25 protein-coding genes and 1 tRNA gene are annotated in these 26622 nt (G+C 60.6%); 8 read left to right on the forward strand and 18 right to left on the reverse strand.

What is annotated here, in order from left to right:
* Positions 1–169: 169 nt before the first annotated feature.
* Together K3179_RS11155 and K3179_RS11160 are read right to left on the reverse strand one after the other, a co-directional pair.
* Entirely contained in the window at positions 170–1483 is a 1314-nt protein-coding gene (locus tag K3179_RS11155; RefSeq protein WP_221565025.1) for an oligosaccharide flippase family protein, read from the reverse strand.
* A gap of 3 nt (positions 1484–1486) precedes the next feature.
* Positions 1487–2863 carry an O-antigen ligase family protein gene (locus K3179_RS11160; protein WP_221565027.1) on the reverse strand — a complete coding sequence of 459 codons (1377 nt, stop codon included), beginning with the start codon at positions 2861–2863 and terminating at the stop codon, positions 1487–1489.
* Between the two features lie 169 nt (positions 2864–3032).
* On the opposite strand from K3179_RS11160, the gene K3179_RS11165 reads away from it, so the two are divergent.
* Positions 3033–4142 carry a DUF1972 domain-containing protein gene (locus K3179_RS11165; protein WP_221565029.1) on the forward strand — a complete coding sequence of 370 codons (1110 nt, stop codon included), beginning with the start codon at positions 3033–3035 and terminating at the stop codon, positions 4140–4142.
* On the opposite strand, the gene K3179_RS11170 is transcribed toward K3179_RS11165, so the two are convergent.
* The 4 genes from K3179_RS11170 to cpdR form a co-directional block, all read right to left on the reverse strand.
* Positions 4103–5071, reverse strand: a complete 969-nt coding sequence (locus tag K3179_RS11170; RefSeq protein ID WP_221565031.1) for a GDP-L-fucose synthase family protein — start codon at positions 5069–5071, stop codon at positions 4103–4105. The two genes, K3179_RS11165 and K3179_RS11170, sit on opposite strands and share 40 nt — an antisense overlap.
* Positions 5068–6129, reverse strand: coding sequence for a GDP-mannose 4,6-dehydratase (gmd, locus tag K3179_RS11175; protein WP_247712950.1), 1062 nt, complete (start codon positions 6127–6129; stop codon positions 5068–5070). Before gmd ends, K3179_RS11170 begins: the two co-directional genes overlap by 4 nt.
* A 212-nt stretch (positions 6130–6341) precedes the next feature.
* Positions 6342–6416: transfer RNA gene (locus tag K3179_RS11180), tRNA-Val, on the reverse strand.
* Between the two features lie 85 nt (positions 6417–6501).
* Positions 6502–6894 carry a cell cycle two-component system response regulator CpdR gene (cpdR, locus tag K3179_RS11185; RefSeq protein WP_221565035.1) on the reverse strand — a complete coding sequence of 131 codons (393 nt, stop codon included), beginning with the start codon at positions 6892–6894 and terminating at the stop codon, positions 6502–6504.
* A 112-nt stretch (positions 6895–7006) separates the two neighbouring features.
* Between cpdR and K3179_RS11190 the strand changes: the two genes are divergently transcribed.
* The gene (locus K3179_RS11190; protein WP_221565037.1) at positions 7007–7939 is read left to right on the forward strand and encodes an N-formylglutamate amidohydrolase; all 933 of its coding nucleotides are present in this window, start codon (positions 7007–7009) and stop codon (positions 7937–7939) included.
* Between the two features lie 24 nt (positions 7940–7963).
* Here the strand turns inward: K3179_RS11190 and K3179_RS11195 are convergent, their stop codons facing one another.
* The 3 genes from K3179_RS11195 to K3179_RS11205 form a co-directional block, all read right to left on the reverse strand.
* A complete protein-coding gene (locus K3179_RS11195) occupies positions 7964–8953 on the reverse strand; it encodes a PDZ domain-containing protein (RefSeq protein ID WP_221565038.1) in 990 nt (329 codons plus the stop codon).
* Positions 8954–8957: 4 nt separating this feature from the next.
* On the reverse strand, positions 8958–9746 hold the full coding sequence (locus tag K3179_RS11200) for a SapC family protein (RefSeq protein WP_221565040.1): 789 nt from the start codon (positions 9744–9746) through the stop codon (positions 8958–8960).
* An 83-nt stretch (positions 9747–9829) separates the two neighbouring features.
* On the reverse strand, positions 9830–11272 hold the full coding sequence (locus K3179_RS11205; RefSeq protein ID WP_425594759.1) for an FAD-binding oxidoreductase: 1443 nt from the start codon (positions 11270–11272) through the stop codon (positions 9830–9832).
* 159 nt (positions 11273–11431) lie between these two features.
* Between K3179_RS11205 and K3179_RS11210 the strand changes: the two genes are divergently transcribed.
* From K3179_RS11210 to K3179_RS11220, 3 genes are all read left to right on the forward strand, one after another.
* Complete coding sequence (locus tag K3179_RS11210; RefSeq protein WP_221565045.1) at positions 11432–12019, forward strand: hypothetical protein; 588 nt, start codon at positions 11432–11434, stop codon at positions 12017–12019.
* A 110-nt stretch (positions 12020–12129) separates the two neighbouring features.
* Positions 12130–13494 carry a DEAD/DEAH box helicase gene (locus tag K3179_RS11215; protein WP_221565047.1) on the forward strand — a complete coding sequence of 455 codons (1365 nt, stop codon included), beginning with the start codon at positions 12130–12132 and terminating at the stop codon, positions 13492–13494.
* A 43-nt stretch (positions 13495–13537) separates the two neighbouring features.
* Positions 13538–14365, forward strand: a complete 828-nt coding sequence (locus tag K3179_RS11220) for a sterol desaturase family protein (RefSeq protein WP_221565049.1) — start codon at positions 13538–13540, stop codon at positions 14363–14365.
* Here K3179_RS11220 and K3179_RS11225 read toward each other — a convergent pair.
* Entirely contained in the window at positions 14362–16674 is a 2313-nt protein-coding gene (locus K3179_RS11225) for an ATP-dependent helicase (RefSeq protein WP_221565060.1), read from the reverse strand. The genes K3179_RS11220 and K3179_RS11225 overlap by 4 nt on opposite strands.
* 115 nt (positions 16675–16789) lie before the next feature.
* Between K3179_RS11225 and K3179_RS13490 the strand changes: the two genes are divergently transcribed.
* Positions 16790–17383 carry a hypothetical protein gene (locus K3179_RS13490; protein ID WP_247712952.1) on the forward strand — a complete coding sequence of 198 codons (594 nt, stop codon included), beginning with the start codon at positions 16790–16792 and terminating at the stop codon, positions 17381–17383.
* Between the two features lie 91 nt (positions 17384–17474).
* Here K3179_RS13490 and rsmD read toward each other — a convergent pair whose 3' ends face one another.
* From rsmD to K3179_RS11245, 3 genes are read right to left on the reverse strand one after another with little or no spacing between them, the layout of a single operon-like run.
* Positions 17475–18020, reverse strand: coding sequence for a 16S rRNA (guanine(966)-N(2))-methyltransferase RsmD (gene rsmD, locus K3179_RS11235; RefSeq protein ID WP_221565063.1), 546 nt, complete (start codon positions 18018–18020; stop codon positions 17475–17477).
* On the reverse strand, positions 18017–18781 hold the full coding sequence (locus tag K3179_RS11240; protein ID WP_221565065.1) for a pseudouridine synthase: 765 nt from the start codon (positions 18779–18781) through the stop codon (positions 18017–18019). The genes rsmD and K3179_RS11240 overlap by 4 nt, the downstream gene beginning before the upstream one ends.
* A gap of 19 nt (positions 18782–18800) precedes the next feature.
* Entirely contained in the window at positions 18801–19964 is a 1164-nt protein-coding gene (locus tag K3179_RS11245) for an aromatic ring-hydroxylating oxygenase subunit alpha (RefSeq protein ID WP_221565075.1), read from the reverse strand.
* Positions 19965–20037: 73 nt separating this feature from the next.
* Here K3179_RS11245 and K3179_RS11250 point away from each other — a divergent pair, with 73 nt between their 5' ends.
* Together K3179_RS11250 and K3179_RS11255 are read left to right on the forward strand one after the other, a co-directional pair.
* Positions 20038–21792: an AmpG family muropeptide MFS transporter gene (locus K3179_RS11250; RefSeq protein ID WP_221565077.1), complete on the forward strand. Its 1755-nt coding sequence runs from the start codon at positions 20038–20040 to the stop codon at positions 21790–21792.
* Between the two features lie 56 nt (positions 21793–21848).
* Positions 21849–22229, forward strand: a complete 381-nt coding sequence (locus K3179_RS11255) for a hypothetical protein (protein ID WP_221565079.1) — start codon at positions 21849–21851, stop codon at positions 22227–22229.
* Here the strand turns inward: K3179_RS11255 and K3179_RS11260 are convergent.
* Genes K3179_RS11260 through trpB form a run of 5 tightly spaced genes read right to left on the reverse strand, consistent with a single transcriptional unit; the run spans position 22226 to position 26604 of the window.
* Positions 22226–23506 carry a bifunctional folylpolyglutamate synthase/dihydrofolate synthase gene (locus K3179_RS11260; RefSeq protein ID WP_221565081.1) on the reverse strand — a complete coding sequence of 427 codons (1281 nt, stop codon included), beginning with the start codon at positions 23504–23506 and terminating at the stop codon, positions 22226–22228. The genes K3179_RS11255 and K3179_RS11260 overlap by 4 nt on opposite strands.
* Positions 23507–23514: 8 nt before the next feature.
* On the reverse strand, positions 23515–24363 hold the full coding sequence (gene accD, locus K3179_RS11265; protein ID WP_221565083.1) for an acetyl-CoA carboxylase, carboxyltransferase subunit beta: 849 nt from the start codon (positions 24361–24363) through the stop codon (positions 23515–23517).
* Positions 24360–25151, reverse strand: coding sequence for a tryptophan synthase subunit alpha (gene trpA, locus K3179_RS11270; protein ID WP_221565085.1), 792 nt, complete (start codon positions 25149–25151; stop codon positions 24360–24362). Before trpA ends, accD begins: the two co-directional genes overlap by 4 nt.
* On the reverse strand, positions 25148–25393 hold the full coding sequence (locus K3179_RS11275) for a hypothetical protein (RefSeq protein ID WP_221565087.1): 246 nt from the start codon (positions 25391–25393) through the stop codon (positions 25148–25150). Before K3179_RS11275 ends, trpA begins: the two co-directional genes overlap by 4 nt.
* Entirely contained in the window at positions 25390–26604 is a 1215-nt protein-coding gene (trpB, locus tag K3179_RS11280; protein ID WP_221565089.1) for a tryptophan synthase subunit beta, read from the reverse strand. The genes K3179_RS11275 and trpB overlap by 4 nt, the downstream gene beginning before the upstream one ends.
* Positions 26605–26622 lie beyond the last annotated feature (18 nt).

Raw genomic sequence — 26622 nt, forward strand, 5'->3', positions numbered from 1 at the left:
CGTCATACGATACAGGTGGATAGAAAGGAAACGTTTCTGTAGCGCCCGTTTATCATTGCCTTGTTGTCGTACTTTTCGATCAAAGCTTCGCCGATCGACTGGTTTACCCGTGTAGTTTCTCCGTTAAGCTCCCGCATCGATGGTCTTGCCGGTCGAATCATTTTGCTGGTTACCCGATTAGCATACCGACAGAGGCGATGAGCGGAATTCCGAAAAAGGACAGAATCACGACCGGATGTCGGTCCACCTCGCGTAAGAGGCCGATACCGAGGGCGATAAACGAGCTCAACCCCATTGCCGCCATAACAGTGGATGCGGCGTTGAAGCCATACAAAGGTATCAAGATGAACGCGGCGATGAAAAAGGCAGTCATAGCTATAACTTGGCTGTAAATGCGCGTGCGGATCCGACCGAGAGCGACCAATTGGATGCCGAATCCCGAAGCAATAAATCGATGCAGGACATAAAAAGCAAACGCTGGCCATAGTTGGTTAAGCGCCCCGAACTCCGGACCGTAGATATATTGTGTCACCAGTGGGCCGAGGAGTAGGAACATCAGGCTTCCTATCAACGCTAGCAGTGAAAACTCTATTGTCATCCTTCCGGAGAGTGACCGGAATTCACGATGCGGATTGGAGTTGACACGGGATGCAGAAAGAGCGGGAAGGTAAACGCTCGATAGCATGACTGAAAATGGCACTATGACCTGAACCAAGCGTGCGCCCGCCTGATAGGTGCCGAGCTCTGCCAGGGTGAGCATGGTTGCAAACACTATCACATCGATCTGGCTGCTGACCATGGTCAGTATGCTGTCCAGTGCATAGGCCCCGGCGCTTCGTAGCGTTCGAACAAGGTCGGATAGCGATCTGCCGAATTGCTTGAGAGGTTGCAGCAAGCGGCGCAGTTCGAAGCGCGCGAACACGAGGTAACCGAGCCTTGTCGCGGCGAAGGCGATTGCCACGGCCAGCAGGCTCTTGGTAGCCGCAGCAACCGCTGCCACCACCCCGAACATCGCGATGCCGGTCAGCACCACGATCCGTGCCTCCAGAAAGAACTGCCTGTTCACCCGCGCTGCGACCATCGCGAGGTCGGCCAGCGAGTAAGCGATCATGCCGACCAGCAGCAGCAGGAAGACCAGCCACTCGTCCCCGCTGACGACGAGCAGGGCAGAGCCACCTGCAATCAGCGTCGCCAGCAGGCTGAATCCGACCTTGAGGGCCAGCGCGTCGCCGACAATCTCCGCGCTACGGGCACGATCCATGGAGGCCGCACGCAGGGAACTGGTGGCCAGCCCGAAATCGGTGAGCGCCGCAATTACGCTCGCGACCGCGATGCATGCTGCGTAGAAGCCGAAATTGGCCGGCCCGAGATATCTGACGATGACAACGAACGTCGCGAGCGAGAGGACCATGCGAGCGCCCGTCGCGACAAGCATGTAGAACTTGTCGGAAGTTTTAACTCCTCCTTGGAGGCTCACCGCCACGGCTTAAGTCCTGATCATCCCGCCGCCCTTGCTGGCAGGGAGACGGTTTGTACCGTTATTGTGGAGACGCTTGGGGATTTTCTGCTCAATTGCGCGACGACCTGCAATTGCAACTGCATAGCCTGAGAACAAGAGAGCGAAGAAGTATGCATCGGTGCTTGAAATAATTAAAAGGCCGACGTTTGCAGCGACTAACATTGCGGTTGTGGATGCTAACAGGCCACGCTCGGTCGTTGATGCTGATGACAATGCTTGGCGCACCGAAAAGATGATCAGCGAGATTTGCATTAATACGAAGAGCGCCAAGCCGACATAGCCCGTTTCGACAGCCGTTTTGATATAAAAGCTGTCCAGCGTGCGAACACCTTTGCGTCCATCCACCCCAGCAATCGCGACTGCGGTTCCTGCACCAAATCCCAAGATTGGTTTATATTCAAGGGCTGAACGAGCTTTTGCCAACTGCACCTTGCGAACATTGTTACTCTGCTGATCGCGTTTGCTTTCACCAACGGCGACATCAAGAATGGCACTTACTGCGGGGGGAAGTGCGGCCATGCCTAAGACCGCTCCGGCGACAAAAACGCTAAGACGTCTTGGGGACCTCAGATCAAGATAGAAAACGGCCGCATAAATGCCCATTGCAGCGAACATTACGACCAACGGAGACCGCGACTGACAAAGATAAATGCTTACTATCGTTGCAACCAGGAAGCTGGCCCCGATCAGCCGCCGAAAGCCTTTGTTGTTCACAATCAGGTGAAGCGCCAAAGGAGAGAGCAGCGCCATAACTTGGCCAAAAATGATCGGGTGGACGAATACCGATTTAATCCTAAGAGATGCTGTGTCTGATGAAGCGAAGGCAATTGCATCTAGGTCTTCGCGATCTCCGGCTGCAAGGTTGGTGAGACCGAGCCCATCCAAAAGTGGTTGCTGCGTCACAAACTCGAAAATTCCGAAGAGAAAAGCTCCGAAGCCGCATGCAATAGTCACGATAGGAAGCAAGCGAGATGCGTCTCGGTTGGACAAATATAAAGCAGCGATGATTATCCACGCGTGGCCAAACAGTGTTGCCTGAAGCACAAATTTTACGGATTCAGAAGGGTAACGACTGTTGAACGCGGTAAGGATTTCCCAGCCGAGCAGCATTAGCATGGCGGTCAAAGGAATGATTGCTCGGGCCAAACCACTTAAAAAATTCTGCTGCTCGTAACGCGACACCGAAATATACACGATCCCAAGCCCCAGAAGGGCGATGGTGCCTAGCGTGAAGCCACTTATACCGACACCCCCAACACTAAGGAAAAAGTACCGCGGCCAGAGGAACGAGATCACAACCACGATCAAGAAAACTCTAGAGAATGCTCCGATGCCGCTGCGCATTGTGGATTACGAACCCTTAAACCTTAAATTGACTGACTATCCGCGCGGAGTTCTCGAGCTGCCGAGCCGAACGGCTATTTTTAGAGCCGAGTAATACGAGGAAGCAAAATATGTGCCTCGCAAATTGCCTCTACGTTCGTTACGGACGCGCCGCAACGGAAAGGACCCCATGCATCTAAATATCCTTGGAATTCGCGGCATTCCAGCCGCACACGGCGGCTTTGAAAGTTTTGCCGCGCGCTTTGCCCCCTATATGCGGGATCAAGGACATACAGTGCTGGTATATTGCCAGGCCGATGAGCCACGCGGCGGCGAAACTGCTTGGCAAGACGACTGGCATGGCATCCACCGTGTCCATTTCGCCCCGAAGCGGCAAGGCGCAGTGGGGACCATGGAATTCGATGCCGCCTGCGTGCGCGACGTGGTCAAGCGTCCCGGCATCGATCTCGTTCTCGGTTACAACACCGCCATTTTCAACGCTGCCGAGCGCCTCAAGGGGCGTCGCATAGCCATGAATATGGACGGGATCGAATGGAAGCGGGACAAGTGGAGCCTGCCGGCCAAGGCATGGTTCTTCATGAACGAAATTGCCGGGGCCAACCTTTGCGACCTGCCGATTGCCGATCATCCGGAAATCGCCAGGCACGTGTCGCGCAGGACATTCCGAAAGGCGGTAATGATCCCGTACGGTTCCGACGTGGTGACCGACGCACCGGCCCAGCTGGTCAAAGACCTTGGCCTCGAGCCGGACCGTTACTGCGTTTCCATTGCCCGCATCGAACCCGAAAACTCGATCCTCGAGATCGTAGAGGCTTTCTCTTCCGCGACGCGGGGCATGAAACTGGCGGTTCTCGGCAAGCTCGACGATTCAAACGGGTACCACCGCCGCATCCGATCGGCCGCGAGCACGGAGGTCATCTTCCCCGGAGCGATCTACGACCAGCCGGTCGTACAGGCGATCCGCTTCCACGCGCGTGCCTACATGCACGGGCACACCGTCGGCGGCACCAATCCGTCGCTCGTGGAAGCCATGGGCGCAGGCAATGCTGTCATTGCGCATGACAACCGCTTCAATCGCTGGGTGGCGGGGCAGGACCAGTTCTATTTCGCAGACATCGACGGCCTGAAGTCGATACTCGATCGGATCGCCAACGAGGGTGAGGCAGCGCTGATCACTGCACGACAGGCCTCGCGTGAACGCCATGCCCAGGAATTCACTTGGGAAAAGGTGCTGTCGGCTTACGAACGGGTACTGGTCGAACTTGCATCCAAAGCCTGAGGGGGCAGGGCGGCCAAGGCTGCGCGGATACCATCTTCCAGACCGATCTGCGCGTGCCAGCCCATGGCATTGATGCGGCTGGAATCGAGCAGTTTGCGCGGCGCGCCATCGGGCTTCGACCTGTCGAATTCGATTTCGGCCTCGATGCCGGCAACATCGATGATCAACCTCGCAAGCTCGCCAATCGCAATTTCTTCACCGGACCCGACATTGATCGGGTCGGCGCCCGAGTAGTTGCTGAGGAGAAACAGGCAGGCATCTGCGAGATCGTCGACATGAAGGAATTCCCGCATGGGTGACCCGCTGCCCCAGACCTCGATCGACCTTGCGCCACTTTCCCGTGCTTGTGCCACTTTCGCGAGAAGGGCGGCCAATACGTGGCTGTTTTCGGGATGATAATTGTCGCCGGGCCCGTACAGATTGGTTGGCATTACACTGATGAAGTCGCAGCCGTATTGCCGGCGGTAGGCCTCGCACAGTTTAACACCCGCGATCTTCGCGATGGCATAGGCCTCGTTCGTAGGCTCGAGTGGGCCGGTCAGGAGGCGATCCTCGGTGATGGGCTGGCTGGCTAGCCGCGGGTAGATGCAGGAAGAACCCAGGTAGACGAGCTTTGCGACGGCCGTTTTGCGCGCTGCTTCGATGACGTTCGCCGAGATCATCAGATTGTCGTAAATGAATTGGCCGGGGTAGGTGTCGTTGGCGAGGATGCCCCCGACCTTGGCAGCCGCCAGGAGAACGACGTCCGGGCGGTTTTCAGCAAACCAGGTCTCCGTGCCTGCCTGGTCGCGCAAATCGAGGGAGCGGGGTGCCGTCAACACATGGCAGGGCTCCCGCTCTAGCCTGCGGACCAGCGCCCCTCCGACCATTCCTCCATGTCCCGCTACATAGACGCGCTTGCCGGTGAGGTCGAAACCATTGGCGCTCATGGGCGAAAGTCGCCCGGCCGGGCTTTCATCGCAGCCAGATCGCTTTCGACCATCTGACGGGCGAGTTCGCGGACTTCGGTCTCGTGCTTCCAGCCCAAGATGCGTTCCGCCTTGCTGGCATCCCCGAGAAGGTTGTCGACTTCGGTCGGGCGGAAATAGCGCGGATCGATCTCGATCAGCGTACGCCCGTCGGACTGCGCGACCCCCTTTTCATCCAGCCCTTCGCCAATGAAATCGATCGGTACGCCTGCATCTTCGAAAGCCCAGCGGGCGAATTCACGCACCTTGGTGGTTTTACCTGTCGCCAGCACAAAGTCGTCGGGCGTGTCCTGTTGAAGCATGAGCCACATGGCGCGCGCATACTCGCGGGCGTGACCCCAGTCGCGCGAGGCGTCCAGATTGCCGAGGAACAGCTTGTCCTGGCGCCCCAGCGCAATCGCGGCTGCTGCGCGCGTGATCTTGCGGGTGACGAATGTCTCGCCGCGCAAGGGGCTTTCGTGGTTGAAAGCTATGCCGTTGGACGCGTGCATGCCGTACGCCTCCCGGTAATTTACGGTGATCCAGAAAGCATAGAGTTTCGCAACCGCGTAGGGGCTGCGCGGGCGGAAAGGGGTGTCTTCGTTCTGCGGACACTCGGCGACCTTGCCGTACATTTCGCTGGTCGATGCCTGGAAAAAGCGGCTCTTCTGTTCGAGGCCAAGGATGCGCATTGCCTCGAGCAGGCGCAGAGTGCCGGTGGCATCGGCATTTGCCGTGTATTCGGGTGTTTCGAAGCTGACGCGCACATGGCTCTGGGCAGCCAGGTTGTAGATTTCATCCGGCTGGATTTCCTGCATCAAGCGGATGAGGTTGGTCGCATCCGTCATGTCACCGTAATGCAGGAAAAGGCTGGGATCCGGCGCATGCGGATCTTCGTAAATGTCCTCAATACGCGCAGTGTTGAACGAGGAGGACCGCCTTTTGAGGCCGTGGACCTCGTAGCCTTTTTCCAAGAGGAGCCGCGCCAGATAGGCACCGTCCTGACCCGTGATGCCAGTTATCAGAGCCCGTTTGGTCAAAGCACTTAGTCCCTGGTTTGCGACACCGAATGGATGCGTCCGACTTTGCCGGTACGCGTCAGCCATGGAAACCAAACGCGCCGAACGCAACCTTGGCAATCGGATGCAGTGTCGATTTCAGGCTGTTTTGACCAGTTTTCCTGGTGGTCAGCCAAACCGAAGGAGACCCCGCTGGGCCTTGTCGTTTCAATATTTGGTTATCGGGGGTTCGATGGTGGGCGTACCAAGGTTCGAACTTGGGACCCCTACGATGTCAACATAGTGCTCTACCACTGAGCTATACGCCCACGCTATCGAACGTGCCGGGATAACCGGCAGGCGCGCCCATTAGCGGGGCCTATCGGGCCGCGCAAGGGGCAAATCGGTCCAGCTTTACAAAAGTTGCGCGCTGACCTGCCCGCCTAGCACCCGCTCCACTTCGAGAACGAGATCGCGCAGGTGGAAAGGCTTCGACAGGACCTTCGCGTTAGGCTGCTCTGCGCTTGCCTTCAGCGTGACTGCGGCAAACCCGGTAATGAACATGACCTTCGTGCCAGGGCTGATCTCGTTACAACGCTGCGCCAGTTCGATGCCGTCCATTTCGGGCATCACGATGTCGGACAGAAGGAGATCGTAGTCATTGGCTTCCAGAAGCGGCACCGCGGCAGTCCCGCGATCTACCGAATCGACGACATAGCCCGCATTCTCGAGGGCACGCTCCAGATAGGTGCGCATCGCGTCGTCATCTTCTGCAAGCAGGATTCTCTGGTGGTTCGCCTCACTCATGCCAATCGTCCTAACCGAAATCGCTTAACAAATCTTGATGCGATTTCGTTCGTGTCCCTGTTTGGCGCAGTCGCTTTTGACTTGTCTAATGCGGTCGGCCATCCCTGACGCCATGACATCGCAAAAGGGCAAGGCCGGAAGGCAGGATTCGGGGCAGGCCAAGGGTAATTCGGCCGCGTTCGAGCTATCGATGCCCTTGCAACCTACGATCCCGGTGCTGATTGCAGCGCCGCATGGCGGCAGGGAATATCCACCGGCACTGGACAGCCAGTTTCGTGATCCCGGGTCCAAGGTGCGGCTCGAAGATCGTTATGTCGATGTATTAGCTGAAAGCGTTGCCGAAATGAGCGGCGCAGCACTGCTGATCGCCCGGGCTCCGCGCGCGGAAATCGATCTCAACCGCGCGCCTGACGACGTGGATTGGGGAATGGTTTCCGGGAACAAGGAGCGCAACCTGCCGCATTCCCTCGCGAACCGGCGCGCGCGTAGCGGCCTTGGTCTGGTCCCGCGGCGATTGCCGGGTCTCGGGGAGATATGGAAGGAGCCGATCGAGCGCACCGAGCTCGATCGCCGGATAGAAACCGTGCATCGGCCCTATCACGCCGAACTGGGAAGGGCGCTGGAAACCTTGCGAGACCAATGGGGTGCGGCACTGCTCGTCGATTTGCACTCGATGCCGCCCCTGAGCGCCAAGGCCTATGGCGGCGCGCAGCCGGAGTTCGTCATCGGAGACCGGTTCGTTACGAGCTGTAGTGGCAGGCTTTCGGCTGCCGCGTTGAGCTATTTTTCCCAAAACGGGAGGCTGGCGACCCATAACCGCCCTTATTCGGGCGGGTATGTTCTCGATCGCCACGGAATGCCGAAGCGAGGATTGCACGCGCTTCAACTGGAGGTGTGCAGGTCGATCTATCTCGATGCGCGTCTGGACCTTCCAAGCGCGCGCCTTGCCGGGATTGCGCGCCTGATCGCCGGAATGGTCAGAATACTGGGGAGCGAAGTCGCGACGATGAGGCCGGGCGGCCAATTCGCCGAGGCCGCCGAGTAAAGGGCCAGGCCTTGACGGGCCAGGTTATTCTTTCTCGATGAGGAGCGGCTGGAAATGGCTTCGCCAATCCGCCTTGCCATCAACTGCAACAGCTTCGATTTTCGGCAGTTCGGCCGCGATGAATTCGACCCTTTCATCCCACCCGTCATGGCTCCGCTTACGCAATATGCCGCCGCCGTGCCTGGGACCCCATTCCTCCATGAATTCGACTGCGGCCTGCGGGTCGTAACCTGCATTGAACAAGAGCCAGGGCATTAACCTGTCTGCATCCCGCTCGCTAGCGCGGACGCGACCGCCGCCCCGACCATACCGTTCGAGATAGTCGAGATGGCCAAGCAGATTGTGCGCCATCTCATGGGCGAGGGCCGCCGCAAACTTTGGCGTCGAATAGGAGAATGCCGGGAAGGAATCCCCGATCAGAACACGCTCGCCGTCCGCGCTTGCCTTCGAGGTGCCGCTGCGAAGTTCGAACCGGGAAGAGCACAGTTCGACCGGAGCCAGTTCGATTTGCGACTTTTCAACCTGCGCGTTTCGGAAAGAAACACGCAGCTTTCCATCGATCGCCGGTGATTCCAGCAATTTGGCGATGCGCGCGGCGCGAGCCCATGCCTCGTCACCGTGCCTTGCTAGGCTCTCCACCTCCTGTCCGGAGACGGAAAGGAGAGTGTCGTTCTGCCGGATTCCGGCTGCTTCGGCAGGGGACCCCATAGCGACCGATTGCACGCCGATGTCGCCCAGAAGGTCGAAATGCGCTCGGACCGCCTCTGGCTGTCCATAGGACGCAGCATCGTGGACCAGCAATCCGAGGCTGAAGGTCCGCCTGTCGCAGAAGGGAGCGTTCTCCTTTGCGAGGCGGTATCCGGTCTGGAAGAGAAGATCTTCCTGCTGCTGGAAAATGTCGAGCGGGGAAGGGGCGTCGCTCGTTTCCGCAAATGCAGAAACGGGCAGGGTCGCCGCGCAGACGAACAAAATTGCGTGGCCGAGCGCGCGAAGGCGGCCCGGCCACGCAAGCATGCGATTAGACGTTTGCGGCACCGTTTTCCGAAATTGCTTCCGGTTTCCAGCCCTGCTGGACCTGACGCGAGAAGATCGTGCGCATGTTGTCGAGCGAGAACAGGTGTGCGTGGATCAGCATCAACAGGCCGTTCTTGTTGAATTCCTCGACCTTGGCGGCAGGCAATTCGCGAACCTTGTCCTGGTCCACCATCTTGAAGCCGCGATAGAGGAAGGGCTTGTCCGAACCGTCGGTCTGGATCGAAACTTCGCCGTCCATGAGCAGGTCGTTTTCGATAAGCTGGCCAATGAAGGACTGCGTGCGCTGGGCTGCGCTTTCGAAGTTCTGGCAGAAGTCGAGGATCTGCTGGGTCGCTTCGGCGGCTTCGCCGTTTTCGAACAGCGGACGCCCTTCGTCGAATTCACCCACGGCATCGCTGGTCGGGTCGAAACACAGCGACAGCTGGTCGCTATCCTTCTGGAGACGCGCGAGCATGAAAGGGTAGCGGCGAATATACGCCGGGATGTAGACGGGATCGGTAACCTTGCCCTCGGCGTCGACAAAGGTGTTCACGCCTTCGTTGAGGCCCATCAGGGCGAGGGGCAGGGGAGCTTCGCCGGTCGAAAAGACGATCGGAAAATTGCGCTGGGCCTGGACGAACTCTTCCACGGTCAGCGGGATCGCATGGGCCTTCGACAGCCAGGGAGCCGAATCCACCGAACGCGACTTGTAATTCGCGTGATCCTTGCTGTTCAGCGGCATGAGATCATTAAAGAAAAGGGGCAGTTGAGGCTGCTGCGGCGCGCTCGCCATGAAATTTCTCCGAAAGTCGTTTTGATATATTTGGGATGAGACGCAGGTTCGTGGTGAACCCGCATGCGCCCTCGAGTGGGGCTTTAGGCGTTCGAATCGCCTTTCGCAAGCGGGACCAGCTTGCCCGGATTGAGCAATCCCCGGGGGTCGAGAGCGTGCTTGATCGCCTGCATCAGCGACAGGGAAACCGGATCGCCGAGCCGGCCCAGTTCGTCGCGCTTCATCTGTCCTATGCCGTGCTCTGCACTGATCGAACCACGCCATTGTGTCACGAGGTCATGGACGAAGGCGCTGATCTCCTTGCCCTGACCCTCCTCCCATTCTCCGCGCACCGCATCCTTCGGCGCGAGGACATGGAAATGGACGTTCCCGTCGCCCAGGTGCCCGAAAGCAACGGCCCGTGTGCCGGGGAACCTCGCCTCTATGAGAGGGGAGGCGTGCTCCACGAATTGCGCCATGGTCGCGACGGGGACCGAGATATCATGCTGCATCGCGGGTCCGATCGCGCGTTCGGCCGGTGAAATCGAATCGCGCAGGAGCCAGAAAGCATCGGCCTGGCTTTCGTTCGACGCGATTGCCGCGTCTTCGAGCAGTTCCTTTTCCATTGCTGCGGCGAGCATGGTCTCGGCCAGCGGCTGGAGACCGTCGACCCTATCCGGCTCGGCGACCAGTTCGATCAGGGCGTGCCACGGGTGTCGGCCCCCGAGGGGCTCGCGGGCATCGGGCAAATAATCGAGGACGGCATCGAGACAATGCGAGGGTATGACCTCGAAGCCTTCCAGTTCGTCCGCCGCCAAAGCCTCGCAATGCAGCAACAGTTCGCGGGCCTGGATCAGCGAAGCCAAACCAGCCCATATTACACATCGGCCGCCGATCTCCGGAAGAAGGCGCAATGTCGCCGCCGTCACGATTCCGAGCGTGCCCTCCGACCCGATCAGCAGCTGTTTGAGGTCGAACCCGCGGTTGTCCTTCTTGAGCGGGGTCAGCGTATCCATGACGCTGCCATCGGCCATCACCGCTTCCAGCCCCAGCACCTGGGCGCGCATGGTTCCATGTCGCAGGACCTGGGTGCCCCCGGCATTGGTGGAGATAAGTCCGCCGATGGTCGCCGAACCCTTTCCGCCAAGCGTAAGGGGGAAGCGCAACCGATGCTTCGCTGCCTCTTCGTGCAAAGTCTGGAGGACGGTGCCAGCCTCACAGGTTACCTGCCGCGATTGTTCGTCGAGGCCCCTGATCGCATTCATGCGACGCAGGGAAAGGATGAGCGCCCTGCCACTTTCGTCCGGCGTCGCGCCGCCCGACATTCCGCTGTTGCCACCCTGCGGTACGATCGGAACGCCATGCTTGGCACATAGGCCGACGAGACGGGAAACCTCTTCGGTCGTCACCGGAGATGCAAGACCGAGGGCTGCCCCGGTATAACGTCCGCGCCAGTCCGTGAGCCATGGCTCGATCAACTCGGAGTCCTGCGTGAACCCGCGCGAGCCGAGAAGGGCTGCAGCCTCGTCGACAAAGGAAAGTGCCATCGTATTCATCGATGCATCCATGCCACACTGGATAGCTAAGTCACCAGCTATTGCCATCGCTCGCGATACAATTAAGCCGGTATTCAATTGTCGGAGGGCAAAGGGGCGCACACACGTCGCTGCTCGATCGGCGTGGACACGAGGAAACCTATCGCCCCGATGCCCAGCTTGTTTTCACTGACCGCGCCGCTGGCGCTGTTGCTTGCGCCCACTTCGGCGCAGGAAGAAACGGCTGGACGCGCGACGTGCGATGCGCCGGTATGGCAGCAGGCGCGCTCCGACCGGTCCTCATCGACACCCCTGCCATTGTCCGCCAGCGGCGATGCGTGGAATTCCATTTTCGATGCGCCCCGACCGCCGCAAGCGAACCAGGTAAGGATCGAGAGCAGGGTGATCCTGCGTGTTTCCCCTGCGCGTGCGCCAGCCCGGCAAAGCCTGATGGCCGAAAGCGTCGAGCCGCAGCGTCGCCAGCTTGTCGAACGCCCGTTCGGGAACTGCATCGACGCCAAGCGCATCGGCGGTGTCGCCGACCAGGGCAGCCGGTTGATGCTGTTCCTGCGCGACCGGAGGATGCTTGCCGCCCAGCTTGAAAAGGGCTGCAGCCCGCGCGAATTCTACCAGGGCTTTTACATGGAGCCGTCCGAGGATGGCCTCTTGTGCGTCAACCGCGACCGGCTGATGAGCCGCTCGGGGGCCAAGTGCAAGGTTGCACGCTTGCATCAGATGGTGCTCGAAACGGTCGAATAACCGCGCTTTTCCTTGACTGTTCAGGGCAAACCGTCAAAGGGCGCAACCGGAAAAAGCTGCATCTCGCGGCGCTTTCCTTTTTCCTAATTCTTGGGGCACCCGGAACTCGCATGAACTTTGCCGATCTCGGCCTTTCACCTGACCTGCTCAAAGCCGTCGCCGATGCCGGCTATACGGAGCCGACGCCGATCCAGGCGCAGGCCATTCCTCCCGTTCTGATGATGAAGGACATCATCGGTATTGCGCAGACCGGCACGGGGAAGACCGCAAGCTTCGTGCTTCCCATGATCGATGTCATGGCCAGCGGTCGTCGCCGCGCGCTGATGCCGCGCTCGCTCATCCTCGCGCCGACACGCGAACTGGCAGCGCAGGTGGCCGAAAACTTCGAAAAGTACGGCAAGAACCATGACCTCAAGCTCGCGCTGCTTATCGGCGGTGTGCAGATGGGTGACCAGGTCAAGGCCCTGAACGAGGGCGTCGACGTGTTGATCGCCACGCCGGGCCGCCTCATGGACCTGTTCGAGCGTGGGAAGATCCTGCTCAACGGCTGCGAACTTCTGGTCATCGACGAAGCGGACCGGATGCTCGACATGGGCTTCATCCCCGACATCGAATTCATCTGCGACAAGCTGCCCGAAAGCCGACAGACGATGCTGTTCTCGGCGACGATGCCGCCGCCGATTGAAAAGCTGGCGAAGAAATTCCTCAAGAACCCCAAGCGCATCGAAGTCAGCCGTGCGGCGACGACGAACAAGGATATCACCGCCTTCAAGATCCCGGTGCAGCAGCGCCAGAAGCGCGAGACCCTGCGCTGGCTGCTCCGCCACGACCAGGTCGAAACGGCTATCATCTTCGCCAATCGCAAGACCACCGTACGCGAGCTCAACAAGAGCTTGCAGAGCCATGGTTTCGCCAGTGGTGAAATCCACGGCGATATGGACCAGTCCAGCCGCATCAAGGAGCTGGACCGGTTCAAGTCCGGCGATATTAACATCCTTGTGGCCAGCGATGTCGCGGCACGCGGCCTCGACATCAAGGGCGTCAGCCACGTATTCAATTTCGACACGCCATGGCACCCCGACGATTACGTCCACCGGATCGGTCGGACCGGCCGCGCGGGGGCGAAGGGTCGCGCGTTTACACTCGTCGCCGGTGACGATGCCGAAGCGATCGCCAATGTCGAGAAGCTGACCAAGTCGGAAATTCCGGTATTCGGCAAGAAAGATGTGCGCGTCGAACTCGTCGAGCCGGATTCGAAATCGAAGGCCAAGACTGATCGCGGCGGTTCCGGTAAAAATTCGGAGCCAAGGAAGGCCGCCGACAAGGCAAAGCCGGAGAAGCGCGCCAAAAAGGCCGATCAGTCTGAAAAACCTGCCAAATCCAAAGCTCCCAGGCCAAAGGCGGATCACGCCGCCGAAGACGCGGGCGAATGGAACGGTCCGGTCCCGGGATTCCTCGACGTTTCGGCGTGTTGACTTAACGTCTCCCTAACTACAATCTCGTAGTGATGGGGACGTGATGGAAAGCTTCGAAGAACCATTCAGGTATATGGTCAGCCTGCTGCTTTTGGCGGGGCTGTTCTTTGGAACGCTGGCGCTCATCATGAAGCGCGGCAGGATCTTCGATGCGATGAAGCGCGGTCGCAGGGAATTCACCACCAACCTCGCGCTGACTTTCGTCAATCTGGTGATCCTCGCGCCGTTTCTCGCTCTACCCAGCGGAGCGGTTCGCGATTTCATCGGCATGTCAGAAAACTTCGCCGGCTTCTGGGACGACGTGCCCGGGTGGTTGACCGTAATCATCGCCTTCGTGGCGTTCGATTTCGTGATCTACTGGCGCCACCGGTTCGAGCATTCGCCCCTGCTGTGGCGCATCCATGCCACGCATCATGCCGACACGGCCCTGTCTTGGCTGTCGGTGCAGAGGAAGCACCCGTTGAGCAAGCTGCTCAGCGTGTGCGTCGATCTCAGCCTCTTGCTGCTCATGGGTATCCCCGAATGGGCGATCGGGACTGCCGGCCTCGGGATTACCTTCTGGGGATTCCTGGTTCACTGCGACGTCGACTGGACATTCGGCCCGCTGCGCCACTGGCTCATTTCACCGGCTGCTCACCGCCTCCATCACATCCGCGACGAACGCCTGATGGGTACGAATTTCGGCAATACGCTGACCGCCTGGGACCGGATGTTCGGGACGTTTTGCGATCCAACGCCCTACGTTGGTTGCGAAACGGGGATCGAGGAAGGGACGCGCGGCATTGCCGGTGAGCTCGCACGCCCCTTCGAGAAACGCTATTGGCGCCGCAAACCCGTCGCGAGAGAAGAGGAAAGGGAAGCCGTCGCCTAATCGGACACCGGCTTTACGAAGCTGTCGAGGACCCGTTTCTCGCCGGAAGTTTCGAATTCGATGGTCAGCTTGTTGCCTTCCTGGTCCATCACATATCCGTACCCGAACTTGTCGTGAAACACGCGTGCACCGACCGCCACGTCGGTTCGCGGCTTGGCGGCGAAGCTCGCGGCGCTCTTGCCGGGTTCGGCGAGCCGCTTGGGCGTGGTGTCGTAGCCCGAAGCAAGTGCGCGCTGCCACCCGGGACCGCGCGCTGAAGAGCGTCCGGGTCGATTACTGGATACATGGGCGAAGGGATCCTCGTTCTCCGTCCAGTTCGCGCGCCACAGGGACGCACCGCCGCTCATCGTGGTTTCGCTCTCGACATAGTCGTCGGGCAGTTCCTCGATGAAGCGGCTGGGAATGGAGCTGGTCCACTGCCCGTAAATGCGCCGATTGGCGGCATGGTAGATCGTGCAGCGCCGTTTCGCGCGGGTGATCGCCACGTAGGCAAGGCGCCTTTCCTCTTCGAGGCTGGCGAGGCCGCCCTCGTCGATTGCGCGCTGGCTCGGGAAGACGCCTTCCTCCCACCCGGGCAGGAAGACGTGATTGAACTCCAGCCCCTTGGCGGCGTGCATCGTCATGATGGTGACCTTTTCACCGTCATTGGCCCGATCGTTGTCCATCACGAGCCCGACATGCTCCAGGAAGTCGCCGAGCGTCTCGTAGTCTTCCATCGCGCGCGCAAGTTCGGTGAGGTTCTCCAACCGGCCGGCACTCTCGGCACTGCGATCCTTCTGCAGCATCTCCTCATAGCCGCTTTCCGCCACGACCATGCGCAGGAGCTCGGAAGGCGTGACTTTTTCGGATTGTTCGCGCCAATGCACGAACTGCGAAAGCAATCCGACCAGCGTATTACGGGCACGGGCAGGGAGTTCGTCCGTTTCGGCGAGGTCCAGCGATGCAGCGGCCAACGGTGCCTGCGTCCGGCGGGCATGGCGCTGCATCATCTCCAGCGTCTTGGCACCCAGGCCGCGCTTTGGTTGATTGTAGATACGCTCGAAAGCGAGATCGTCAGCAGGCTGCGAAATGACCCTCAGATAGGCGAGCATATCGCGGATTTCGGCGCGTTCGTAAAACCGGAAGCCGCCGACGATCCGGTAGTTGAGGCCGATCTGGATAAAGCGGTCCTCGAACTCGCGTGTCTGGTATTGGGCGCGCACGAGTATGGCGATTTCGTCGAGCGGGGCGCCTTCGGATTCGAGCCGTTCGATCGCTTCGCCGACGCGGCGCGCTTCTTCCGGACCGTCCCAGACACCGACAACGCGGACCTTCTCGCCTGCGGGAAGTTCGGTCCAGAGAGTCTTGCCGAGCCGTTCGCTATTGGCGTTGATGAGCCCCGATGCCGCAGCAAGGATTTGCGGCGTCGATCGGTAATTCTGCTCCAGCTTGACGACCGCAGCGCCGGGAAAGTCCTTTTCGAACTTCAGGATATTCGCGACTTCCGCGCCGCGCCAGGAGTAGATCGACTGGTCGTCGTCACCCACCACGCAGATATTCTTGCGCTCCTGCGCGAGCAGGCGCAGCCACAGGTACTGGACCTGGTTGGTATCCTGATATTCGTCCACGAGGATGTATTTGAAGCGCTTTTGGTACTGCGCGAGCACATCGTGGTGCTGGCGGAAAATGTTCAGCATATGCAGCAGAAGATCGCCGAAATCGCACGCGTTGAGCGCCTTCAGTCGCTCCTGGTACAGCTTGTAGAACTGCGTCCCGCGGCCATTGGCATAAGCCTCGTTCTCAACCGCATCGAGATCGCCGGGATTGAGACCGCGGTTCTTCCAGCGATCGATCAGCGCGGCGAGCTGGCGGGCTGGCCAGCGCTTCTCGTCCAGTTCCTGATCACGGATAAGCTGCTTCAAGAGACGAAGCTGGTCGTCGGTATCGAGAATTGTGTAGTTCGACTTCAGGCCGACCAGTTCGGCATGGCGGCGGAGCATTTTCGCACCAATGGAGTGAAAGGTGCCAAGCCATGGCATACCTTCCACCGCGTCACCGATATGCCGGCCGACCCGCTCGCGCATTTCGCGCGCTGCCTTGTTGGTGAAGGTGACGCACAGGATTTCCGACGGCCAGGCCCTGCGTGTAGCAATCAGGTGAGCCAACCGGGCTGTGAGCGCTGCGGTCTTTCCCGTGCCCGCACCCGCAAGCATAAGCACCGGTCCTTCGGTGGTCAGGACGGCCTGGCGCTGCGGCTCGTTCAACATCGCGGCATAGGCCGGAATGTCGCGATTTTCCGTTAGATCTTGCGGGGAAGGGGGTGTAGTCATCTGCCAGAACAGCTAGGGAACGCGGGGCCTCAGCACAAGGGGGCGGTTGACTGTTTCGGAACCTTGCACACTCTCTTTGCGTAGTGTCGGCAATGAAGACAAAAGGAGAAGTCCCTTGAAAAGGTTCATTTTTGCCAGCGCCGCAGCGCTCGCTTTTACCGCCGCTCCCGCTATCGCCGACGATCATATGGATGGCGAAGCCACGGCCTATGTGCTGACTGCCGACCAGCAGTCGACCTATGATAGCTGGCCGGGTGACCGCCGCAGCATTTACGACGCGTGGCCGGCTGGGGCCCAGGAATATTACTGGACTCTCGAACCGGAACAGGAAGCCGGTTGGTGGGTGCTCAACGACGCCCAGCGCGTACGCATCTACGAAATGAACACGGAACAGCGCGCGCAGGCCTGGACCGCGATCGCAGCCCAGATGCAGAATTCGAATGCCACGTCGACCGCAGCGCGAACGGCATCGAGCTCGGCCACGACCGGTCCGCGGTTCGTACGCAGCGAAGTGGTCCAGACCACTCCCGCCGATGCTGGACCGCCGGACGGCGAACTGCCGATCTGTTCCAGCGATGCGCAGGACAACTGCATCAACGCTTGGGAAGCTGGCAAGCGCGGCCCCGGTGTGAACCGTCCGCTCGAATACTGGCCCGGACGTCCGGCCAGCGAGATCGACGGACCGCTTCCGGCCACGCGTGACGACTAAGTTACGATAATTTCGTCCCTGCCGTTTGAACCGGCGGAGACGCTTGGAGGGGGCAAGGTTGCCATGGTGACCTTGCCCCTTTCCTATGCGCTCAGTCGGCGAGGCGAAGAATGGTAAGCTTGGCCTTGCCGACCGCGCGCTCGGCCTCGATCGCAAGACCGTGCAACTTTATCTCTTCGCGCTTGTGCGTTTCGAGAGCGATCCATGTGGCAGGGCCTATCCAGCCCAGCCTCAGCATCCGGTCGAGCGCGACTTGTCCTGCACCGGTATCGTACGGCGGATCGAGCAGGATGAGGTCATGCGTCGCCTTGGCAGGGCCAAGGCTCATGACCGAACCGGCCTGCACGGTTGATCGCTTGCGGGCATCGAGCGCCGCGATGTTCGCCTTGATCGCCTTTACCGCTTCCGCGTCCTGTTCGACGAAGAGGCAGTGTTCCGCGCCGCGCGACAAGGCTTCTATGCCAAGCGCGCCGGACCCTGCGAAAAGATCGAGAACGGAGAGACCTTCGAAGCTTCCCAGCCGGCTATTCAGCATATTGAACAGCGTTTCGCGGGTGCGGTCGGCGGTGGGGCGAGTGCCTTCACCCTTGGGGGCCACCAATTTCCTGCCACGCCAATCTCCGGCGATGACCCTCACTTGATATCTCGGAGCAATTGCTTGCGGAATTGCTCGACCGCCTCACGATTAATTTCGGCCGCTTGGCCGCGCGGCAGATCGGCCAGTTCGAACGGACCGTAGGAGATACGCATCAGGCGGTTCACCTGCAGGCCAAGGTGTTCGAGCACGCGGCGGACTTCGCGGTTCTTGCCTTCGGTCAACGTCATCTGGATCCAGCGATTCATGCCGCTGCCCCGCTCGAGATCGGCTTCGATACGCCCGTAGCGAATGCCGTCGATCTCGACACCTTCGATCAGATCGTCGAGCATGGCCTGCGTGACATCCCCGAATGCACGCGCACGATAGCTACGCGGCACGCCGGAAGACGGCAGTTCCATCGCCCGCTTCAACTCGCCATCATTGGTGAGCAGCAACAGGCCTTCGGTGTTGAAGTCCAGCCTGCCCACCGGCATGACCCGTCCGGCCGATTTCGGCAGCGCATTGCGCAGCGCTGCATAGATTGTCGGCCTGCCCGCGGGGTCGCGTTCCGCCGTGATGAGGCCCGACGGCTTGTGGAAGGCGAACAGGCGGGTGGCTTCGGCCTTGCCGACCGGCTTGCCATCGACACTGACGCCCTTGAGCGAGGTCAGTTTGACTGCTGGCGTGTCGAGCACTTTCCCGTCGAGCGAAACGCGGCCGTCCGCGATCATGCGTTCAACCTCGCGACGGCTGGCGACACCAGCCCGTGCGAGCAGCTTGGCGATACGGTCGCCTTCTTCCGGAAGTCGATTGTCGGACATAACCCGCGCGGTTAGGCGCTCAGTTGGCGGCGCGCAAGGCTTCCTCGACCGTCTCGTGATAGCGGCGGATTCCGCCCTCCATCGTGCCGAGCGTCAGTTCGGGGACCGCGCCTGTCTCCAGCCCCTGCTGGCCGAGCTCCGCAGCGCGGAAATCCTCGCTCGCGAAAACCCCACCGTCCAGCAATGCCCAGCTACGCTCCCAGTGATCGCGCGCCTTGTCGGTGCTCGGATGCTCGGGGATCAGCATGAAGTCCTCGACGAGCGTGCGGTTATGCGCCTGCGGCATCATCACCATCACGTTGATATAGTCCGGACTTGGGATGATCAGGGCGCCCGGCAGCAGCTGGTAGGCGAACGTGACCACACGCCGCAACTGGTCCATGTCTTCCAGGTCTACGCCTTCCATCTCCTCCAGCCTGCCGACGGCGCTGCGGGCGAAGGGACCGATCATGTCGCCGCTGGTGACCCCGTCCTTGAAGAAGGGCCCGATGGTCTGCGCATGTAGACGCGTGACGTGATAGCTTTCGAGGAAAGCATCCATGATAAGCTTCCAGTTGCCGGCCACATCGTGGGTCTTGCGGCGGAACAGCACGTGTTCACCCAAGCCAAGCGCGTCGAAATCCTCGCCGATCTTGTCGGCATGACCGAAATCGGCGGTCGCTTCCTGCGGGCAGAACCAGATGAGACCGCCGGTTTCCTTCGATGGCAGTTCGACCAGCCCCATCTCGCCCTTGTCGAGCTCGGGGAAAGAATCGGGTCGCGGCAGCGCGAGGAGGCGTCCGTCCACCGAGTACGTCCATGCGTGATAGGGGCAGACGAGTTTTTTCGTGCATGCCACGTCAGCGCCCTCAACCAGCCTCGTCCCGCGATGGCGGCAGACGTTGAGGAAGACGTGTGCCTTGCCCTCTGCATCGCGGGTGATGAGCAGGGGGCGGCCGGTCGCGTCATGGGGGAGGGCCATCCCGGGGTCGGGCAGGACCGCGCTGGGGCACAGGATCTGCGGCAGCCGGTCATAGATCGCAGCCTTCTCGCGCTGCCAGTGCTCCGGATCGGTATAGACGCTCGCCGGCACGCTCGATTGGCGCAGGTTTTCCTGCTTGCGATTCTCGGCGATATCGCGCGCCAGTCGCAGCATTCCGTCGGTTGGTCGCCGACCTGTCGCCAGTGTGTTCGGAACACCCATCGGACCTGTTCCTTTCTCCTTCTCTCGCGGCTAGTGTCGCAAAAAACAGACCATAACAAAAGGACGCTAGGGAATGGCCGAAGCGGTTGCCGACGAAAAGAAAAAGAAAATATCGACCTGGCGCGCTCTAGGCCTGGCACTTTCGAACCGGAAAAGCGGCTTTATGGCGCTGTTCGGTTTCGCCCAGGGCCTGCCGCCGGCACTCTTTTTAGGCACCCTTTATGCGTGGTTGAGCGAGGCGGAAGTCGACCTCGAAACGATGGGCGTCTTTTCGCTCGTCGGCTTGGCCTATGCCTTCCAGTTCCTGTGGTCCCCGCTGCTCGACAAGGTCGATATTCCGGGCTTGCGCAAGCTCGGCAAGCGCAAGCAATGGATCGCGCCGATGCAGTTGATCGTGGGCATTGCCTTACTGATCATGAGCTTACTAGATCCCAAGAGCGCGCTGGGCTGGTTCAGCCTGCTCGCCGCGATCGGCGCTTTCGCCAGCGCAACGCAGGATATTGCGATAAATGCATGGCGCATCGACGTCGCCGACGAAACGGCGACCCTCGATATCCTGTCGACCATTACGCAGATGGGCTTCCGTCTGGCCGCGCTGATCGGCGGTGCTCTGGGCCTCATTATCGCGGAACGGATCGGCTGGCCGCAGACCTATGTCATTATGGGCGCGATCATGCTCGGCATCGGCATCGCAGGGCTGTTTGCGCCCGATGCCAGCGTCGAAAAACGCTCTGCCGCGACGGTTGCCGCGAACGAGGACGAAGTTGCCGAACTCTACAATGCGGGCGAGGTTACCGAGAAGGTTCGCAATCGGGCGTTGCTGGCAGTCGGATTGCTGTGGGGCTGGGCAATCGCGACGGTCGTGGTCTTCATGGTCCGCTCGATGACCGCTACTCCTGAAAACCGCCCCGATGTGACGGAATTCACCACGACATTCGGTCCCCTGGTCGTGATTGCTACCGTGGTCCTGCCGGCGTTCATCGCTGCCTGGATCGCCAAGCAGAAGCAGGTCGGAAGGAATGTCATCGTGTCGGCTCCGGGCGTTGGCGCAGGGCATCGCGTCAAGTTCACCGACCACCTGTATCGTGCGCTCGTCCTGCCGCTGGTCGAGTTCGTGGGCCGCATGGGCTGGTCGCTGGTGCTGATCCTCGCGCTGGTGCTGACATATCGCATTTGCGACTCGATTTGGGGCGTGTTCGCCTACCCGTTCTATCTCGGCGAATTGAACTATTCCGGCGACCAGGTGGCATTCGCTTCCAAGTTCTTCGGAGTATTTGCAATCATCCTGGGACTGGCGCTTGGCGGCTGGATCATTACCCAGTTCGGACGAATGTTCACGCTGACGCTGGGCGCCGCGCTCGCTGCAGCGACGAACCTGCTCTATGCCGATCTCGCCATCGGCGGAGAGCTCATGCAGGCGGGAAGCGACGCCATCGGGTTTACCGCGCTCGTCAACTTCATCGCCGGTGTCTTCCAGATGTCCGAGATCGAAGGGCTGGCGCGCCTGACCTTCACAATCTTCTGGGAAAACCTCGCGATCGGTATCGCCGGAGCGGCCTATATCGCCTGGTTGTCGAGCATCGTCGCGAAAAAATACGCGGCCGTCCAATATGCGCTTCTCGCATCGCTGACGCTGCTGGTCGGCACGCTGGGCCGCGGCGCGCTGGGGCAGATGATCGAGGAGCGGGGGTACTACTTTGTTTTCATCTTCACCACGCTGATCGGTGTCATCGCGGTCATCCTGTGCCTGGCCGAATGGTATCGCGAAAGCCGGGGAAAAGCGGCGGCAGGTGTGGTCGCACCGGAATTGGGAGAACAAGCCGCCTGACAAGCGCGCCCCAGTGGTTAGCGAATGCGCAACTATTTCACCTTACGTGACTCATTATGACCACTATGCGACAATCATCGAGTGAGGAGGGTCGGAGGGATTACCTGCGCCTCGAACTCGGCGTGCTCGCGCATATCGAGACTCTGGAAGGCCGCAAGAAGGTCGAGATTATCGACCTGTCGCAAGGCGGTGCGCGCGTGAAGCTTTTAGCGCCGGTCGAAAACATCAAGGACTGCGTTCTCGTCTGGCTGGGCTTCGATACCTATGCGTCGATCGGTCGGCGCGAAGGTGACGAGCTGGGCCTTGTATTCGATGTCCCGCTGCGGCCGGTGATCATCAAGAAAACGCGTGAGATGGCCCCGCGCATCTGGCGCAACGACAGCGCCTACCTAGGCGCGATCGCCCGCGACTTCGTCCAGGGTAATCAAGGCACCTAATCCGGCATCTCTTCGTTTATGCGCAAGACCTCTCCCGCCAAGTAGAGCGAGCCTGCGATTAGCACCGGGCAATCATCTGTTGGCAGATTGCGCAGAGCTTCCTCGACTCCATCGGCACCCAGTGCATTCTCCGCAAATGCTTCGACGGGATGGGCGTCATGTCCCGGGACCGGCACAATGGTCACCGAACGAAGCCTGTTTCCGAGCGGCTCGATCAGTGCGCGTGGATCCTTGTTGTCCAGCATTCCCAAGACGAGATGCAGCGGCCCCGGGAATGCCTTTGCGACGGCATCACCCGCATTGCGATTGTGCCCACCGTCGAGCCAGACCTGGCGCTCGCCCGCCAAGTCGGTGAGCGGGCCTTTCTGCAAAAGCTGCATGCGCGCAGGCCAACTTGCGTGTGCAATGCCTTTTTCAATCGCGGCTTCGTCTACTAAAATGCGGTTTTGGCTACGAAGCATTGCATGGGCGAGGGCGGCGTTGCGCTCCTGGTGCGGGCCGCGAATACCCGGCTCGGGATAATCCTGCGCCTCCGGGTCGATAGCCCCATTTCCATACGAGTTTGCCATAATCAGCTGCGCGCCCACTTTGCTGGTTACGCTTTCGATCATTGCCTCCGCTTCTGGCGGATTGCTCTCAGCTATGACTGCGAGCGGCACGCCCGCCTTCGCAATGCCTGCCTTTTCGAACGCGATCCGGGCAATTGGCTCCGATGGCACGCCCTCTTCTGGAGCGAGCAGGAAACGTTCATGGTCGATGCCGAGCGCTGCGATACCGCAGGCTGCCAGCACTTCCGGTTCGAGCACATTCGTAGCATCGAACCGTCCCCCAAGTCCCACCTCGACGACGCAGGCATCGGCCGGAACGCGCGCAAACTCGGTGAAGGCGGCTGCGATCGTGACTTCGAAGAAGCTGGGGTTCAGATCCTCGCTCGCATCCAGCACCTCGGCCAGCAATTCCGCCAGCCTCTCATCGAGGATCAACTCGCTCGCTACCCGGATGCGTTCATTATAGTGAACCAGATGGGGGCTGGTTGTCATGTGGACCGAGTAACCTTGCGCCTCCAGCATCGCGCGCAGGAACGCGCAGGTCGAACCCTTCCCGTTGGTTCCTGCGACGTGGAAAACGGGCGGTACGCGGCGGTGCGGATTGCCAAGACGTCCAAGCAAGGCGCGGATCGTTTCGAGCCCGAGCCGACCATCGGGCACGCTGAGGCGCGCCAGGCGGTCCAGCTGGGCCTGCACGGCAGCGCTTTCGGAGCGGGCAAAGTCCCGCATGGAAGGGGTCAGGCCGCCTCGGCGGGTGCCAGGTAATCCAGCAGCGTCGCGATCGTGTCCTTCAGGTCATGGCGGTGGACGACCATGTCGACCATGCCGTGCTTGTGCAGGTATTCGGCCCGCTGGAACCCGTCGGGAAGCTGTTCGCGAATGGTGTCCTGGATGACGCGCTGTCCGGCGAAGCCGATCAAGGCGCCCGGTTCCGCAATGTGGACATCGCCAAGCATCGCATAGCTTGCCGTAACGCCGCCCGTGGTCGGGTCGGTCAGCACGACAATGTAGGGCAGACCCGCTTCTTTCAGGCGCCGGGTCATCACCGTCGCCTTGGGCATCTGCATCAGGCTGAGGATGCCTTCCTGCATGCGCGCGCCGCCAGCGGCGGTCACGACGATATAGGGAGCGCGGCGGGTGAGGGCACGCTCGGCCCCCTGGCAGAATGCGGTACCGACAGCCATGCCCATCGAGCCGCCCATGAAGGTGAAGTCCTGCACGCCGACGACGGCAGGCTTGCCCTCGATCGCACCCGATCCGACGATGAATGCATCGCGATGCGGGCTCTTGGCGCGCGCCTTTTTCAGGCGTTCCGTATACTTTTGCGAATCCTTGAATTTCAGCGGGTCTTCGCGAACCTCCGGCACGGGCAGCGTTTCGAAACCCTCGTCGAGCAATTGGCGCAGCCGCTCGTTTGCGCCGATGCGGCCGTGATGGTCGCAGCGCGGGCAGACGTAGGCGTTTTCCTGGTATTCCTGCGCGAAAACCATCTGCTGGCAGCTGGGGCATTTTACCCAGAGGTTTTCATCTGTGCTGCGCTTGGGCAGCCAGGAGATCGAGTTACGGACGCGTGTGAACCAGCTCATGCAGCGCCCTTTGCCGCCGAATGGACCGCCTTGGCAAGCCCTGCGGTAAGCTCGCGCAGCTTGGCGGGAGCATCTGCGCCATGTTCTCCGACCAGTTCGACAAGCGCCGAGCCCACGACGACGCCATCGGCGACCTCTGCAATCTCTGCAGCTTGCTCGGGAGTTCGCACGCCAAAGCCGACGGCCACCGGGATATCGGTCGATTGCTTGATGCGGCTGACATTCGCCTCGATGGATTCGATGGCGGCTTGCTGCATGCCGGTGATTCCGGCGACTGCGACGTAGTAGAGAAAGCCCGACGATCCTTCGAGGACCTGCGGCAGGCGCTTTGCATCGGTCGTGGGCGTCGCGAGGCGGATGGGGGAGATGCCTGCATCGCGCAATTGCGGCCCGAGCGCATCGTCTTCTTCCGGGGGGATGTCGACGCAGATCACGCCATCCACGCCCGCTTCCTTCGCCGCATTGGCGAACCAGTCCGGCCCGCGCCTGATCATGGGGTTGGCGTATCCCATGAGGACCAGCGGAACCTCGGGGTGCCGTTCGCGGAACTTGCGTGCGATACGCAGCACGTCGGCGGTCGTGGTCCCTGCGTTGAGCGACCGGATATTCCCCGCCTGGATAGCTGGACCATCGGCCATGGGATCGGTGAAGGGCATGCCCAGCTCGATCACATCCGCGCCGCCCTCGACCAGTGCGTCGAGATTCGCCGCCGTGTCGCCATCGCCTGCGGTAACGAAGCAGACGAGCGCGGGGTGGGATTTGGAGAAGGCGTTGGTGAGGCGGGTCATTTGCGGAATACAGGACGAATCTTGAAGATCATTGAGCACACGGCGAAGGCAATTGAGAACATTAGACTGAACCAGAATGCCTTATCGTATGTGACATCGCTTCGCACTAACCAGTCCCAAGCAACCGACGCAATCATAGCGATCCCAAGAATCATAAAGGCACGTTGCGTTGCCTCCCAAGCGTCCATCCTTCGCCAACCCACGATGTAATCTTTAAGATATTCGCGGTCACCTTCGCTCACATCTCCACTCCCAGCTTTTCAGCCACGGTGAAGATGTCCTTGTCTCCACGACCGCACAGATTTGCGAGGATCACGCTGTCCTTCGGCATTTCCTTCGCCCGCTTGGCCACCGCCGCAATGGCGTGGCTGGGCTCCAGCGCCGGGATGATGCCCTCGGTGCGGCAGAGGAGCTGGAAGGCCTCAAGCGCCTCCTCGTCGGTGACGGCGGTATATTCCACGCGGCCCGTGTCCTTGAGCCATGCATGTTCGGGACCGATGCCCGGATAATCGAGACCGGCGCTGATCGAATGGCCTTCGGTGATCTGGCCATCCTCGTCTTGCAACAGGTAGGTCTTGTTGCCGTGGAGCACGCCAGGGAAGCCGCCGAGGAGGCTCGCGGCGTGTTCGTCGCCATCGAGGCCGTGACCTGCCGCTTCGACACCCAAGAGTTTGACCTCGCGGTCGTCGAGGAAGGGGTGGAACAGGCCGAGCGCGTTCGATCCGCCGCCGATGCAGGCCACGGCGAGATTCGGCAGGCGTCCGATACGGTCGAGCATCTGCGCGCGCGCTTCCTTGCCGATGATGCTCTGGAAGTCGCGGACCATTTCCGGATAGGGGTGGGGACCGGCCGCAGTGCCGATGATGTAGAAGGTGTCTTCCACATTCGCGACCCAGTCGCGCAGGCCCTCGTTCATGGCATCTTTCAGCGTGCCGCGCCCGCTCGTGACAGGTACGATTTCCGCACCGAGCAACTTCATCCGGAAGACATTGGGCGACTGCCGCCGCACGTCTTCCGCACCCATGTAGATCACACATGGCAGGCCGAAACGCGCACAGACGGTCGCCGTTGCGACGCCATGCTGTCCCGCGCCGGTTTCCGCGATGATGCGGGTCTTGCCCATGCGGATCGCAAGCAGGATCTGCCCGATGCAATTGTTGATCTTGTGCGCGCCCGTATGATTGAGCTCATCGCGCTTGAACCAGACCTGCGCACCGCCCAGCGCCTCTGTCAGGCGTTCCGCGTGATAAAGCGGGGAGGGGCGGCCGACGTAATGCTCCAGCAGGTCGTCGAACTCGCGCTGGAATTCCGGATCGGCCTGCGCCTTGCGATATTCGCGCTCGAGATCGAGGACCAGCGGCATGAGCGTTTCCGCCACGTAGCGGCCGCCGTAATCGCCGAAATGCCCGCGCTCGTCGGGTTGGTTGCGGAAGGTGTTTGCCGTGCTTGCCATGGCGCCTCCATGACGGGG

The sequence above is a fragment of the Qipengyuania intermedia genome (assembly GCF_019711615.1).
Lineage (GTDB): Bacteria > Pseudomonadota > Alphaproteobacteria > Sphingomonadales > Sphingomonadaceae > Qipengyuania > Qipengyuania intermedia.

What these genes read in the sequence shown, in the direction of transcription:
- trpA (WP_221565085.1), bottom strand. Translation starts at nt 25,151, where the DNA reads ATGACCCGCCTCACCAACGCCTTCTCCAAATCCCACCCCGCGCTCGTC.
- K3179_RS11255 (WP_221565079.1), top strand. Translation starts at nt 21,849, where the DNA reads ATGACCACTATGCGACAATCATCGAGTGAGGAGGGTCGGAGGGATTAC.
- K3179_RS11225 (WP_221565060.1), bottom strand. Translation starts at nt 16,674, where the DNA reads ATGACTACACCCCCTTCCCCGCAAGATCTAACGGAAAATCGCGACATT.
- K3179_RS11240 (WP_221565065.1), bottom strand. Translation starts at nt 18,781, where the DNA reads ATGTCCGACAATCGACTTCCGGAAGAAGGCGACCGTATCGCCAAGCTG.
- K3179_RS11165 (WP_221565029.1), top strand. Translation starts at nt 3,033, where the DNA reads ATGCATCTAAATATCCTTGGAATTCGCGGCATTCCAGCCGCACACGGC.
- K3179_RS11190 (WP_221565037.1), top strand. Translation starts at nt 7,007, where the DNA reads ATGACATCGCAAAAGGGCAAGGCCGGAAGGCAGGATTCGGGGCAGGCC.
- K3179_RS11250 (WP_221565077.1), top strand. Translation starts at nt 20,038, where the DNA reads ATGGCCGAAGCGGTTGCCGACGAAAAGAAAAAGAAAATATCGACCTGG.
- trpB (WP_221565089.1), bottom strand. Translation starts at nt 26,604, where the DNA reads ATGGCAAGCACGGCAAACACCTTCCGCAACCAACCCGACGAGCGCGGG.
- K3179_RS11170 (WP_221565031.1), bottom strand. Translation starts at nt 5,071, where the DNA reads ATGAGCGCCAATGGTTTCGACCTCACCGGCAAGCGCGTCTATGTAGCG.
- K3179_RS11245 (WP_221565075.1), bottom strand. Translation starts at nt 19,964, where the DNA reads ATGGGTGTTCCGAACACACTGGCGACAGGTCGGCGACCAACCGACGGA.
- K3179_RS11205 (WP_425594759.1), bottom strand. Translation starts at nt 11,272, where the DNA reads ATGGCACTTTCCTTTGTCGACGAGGCTGCAGCCCTTCTCGGCTCGCGC.
- K3179_RS11215 (WP_221565047.1), top strand. Translation starts at nt 12,130, where the DNA reads ATGAACTTTGCCGATCTCGGCCTTTCACCTGACCTGCTCAAAGCCGTC.
- K3179_RS11260 (WP_221565081.1), bottom strand. Translation starts at nt 23,506, where the DNA reads ATGCGGGACTTTGCCCGCTCCGAAAGCGCTGCCGTGCAGGCCCAGCTG.
- K3179_RS11160 (WP_221565027.1), bottom strand. Translation starts at nt 2,863, where the DNA reads ATGCGCAGCGGCATCGGAGCATTCTCTAGAGTTTTCTTGATCGTGGTT.
- K3179_RS11210 (WP_221565045.1), top strand. Translation starts at nt 11,432, where the DNA reads ATGCCCAGCTTGTTTTCACTGACCGCGCCGCTGGCGCTGTTGCTTGCG.
- cpdR (WP_221565035.1), bottom strand. Translation starts at nt 6,894, where the DNA reads ATGAGTGAGGCGAACCACCAGAGAATCCTGCTTGCAGAAGATGACGAC.
- K3179_RS11200 (WP_221565040.1), bottom strand. Translation starts at nt 9,746, where the DNA reads ATGGCGAGCGCGCCGCAGCAGCCTCAACTGCCCCTTTTCTTTAATGAT.
- accD (WP_221565083.1), bottom strand. Translation starts at nt 24,363, where the DNA reads ATGAGCTGGTTCACACGCGTCCGTAACTCGATCTCCTGGCTGCCCAAG.
- K3179_RS11220 (WP_221565049.1), top strand. Translation starts at nt 13,538, where the DNA reads ATGGAAAGCTTCGAAGAACCATTCAGGTATATGGTCAGCCTGCTGCTT.
- K3179_RS11195 (WP_221565038.1), bottom strand. Translation starts at nt 8,953, where the DNA reads ATGCTTGCGTGGCCGGGCCGCCTTCGCGCGCTCGGCCACGCAATTTTG.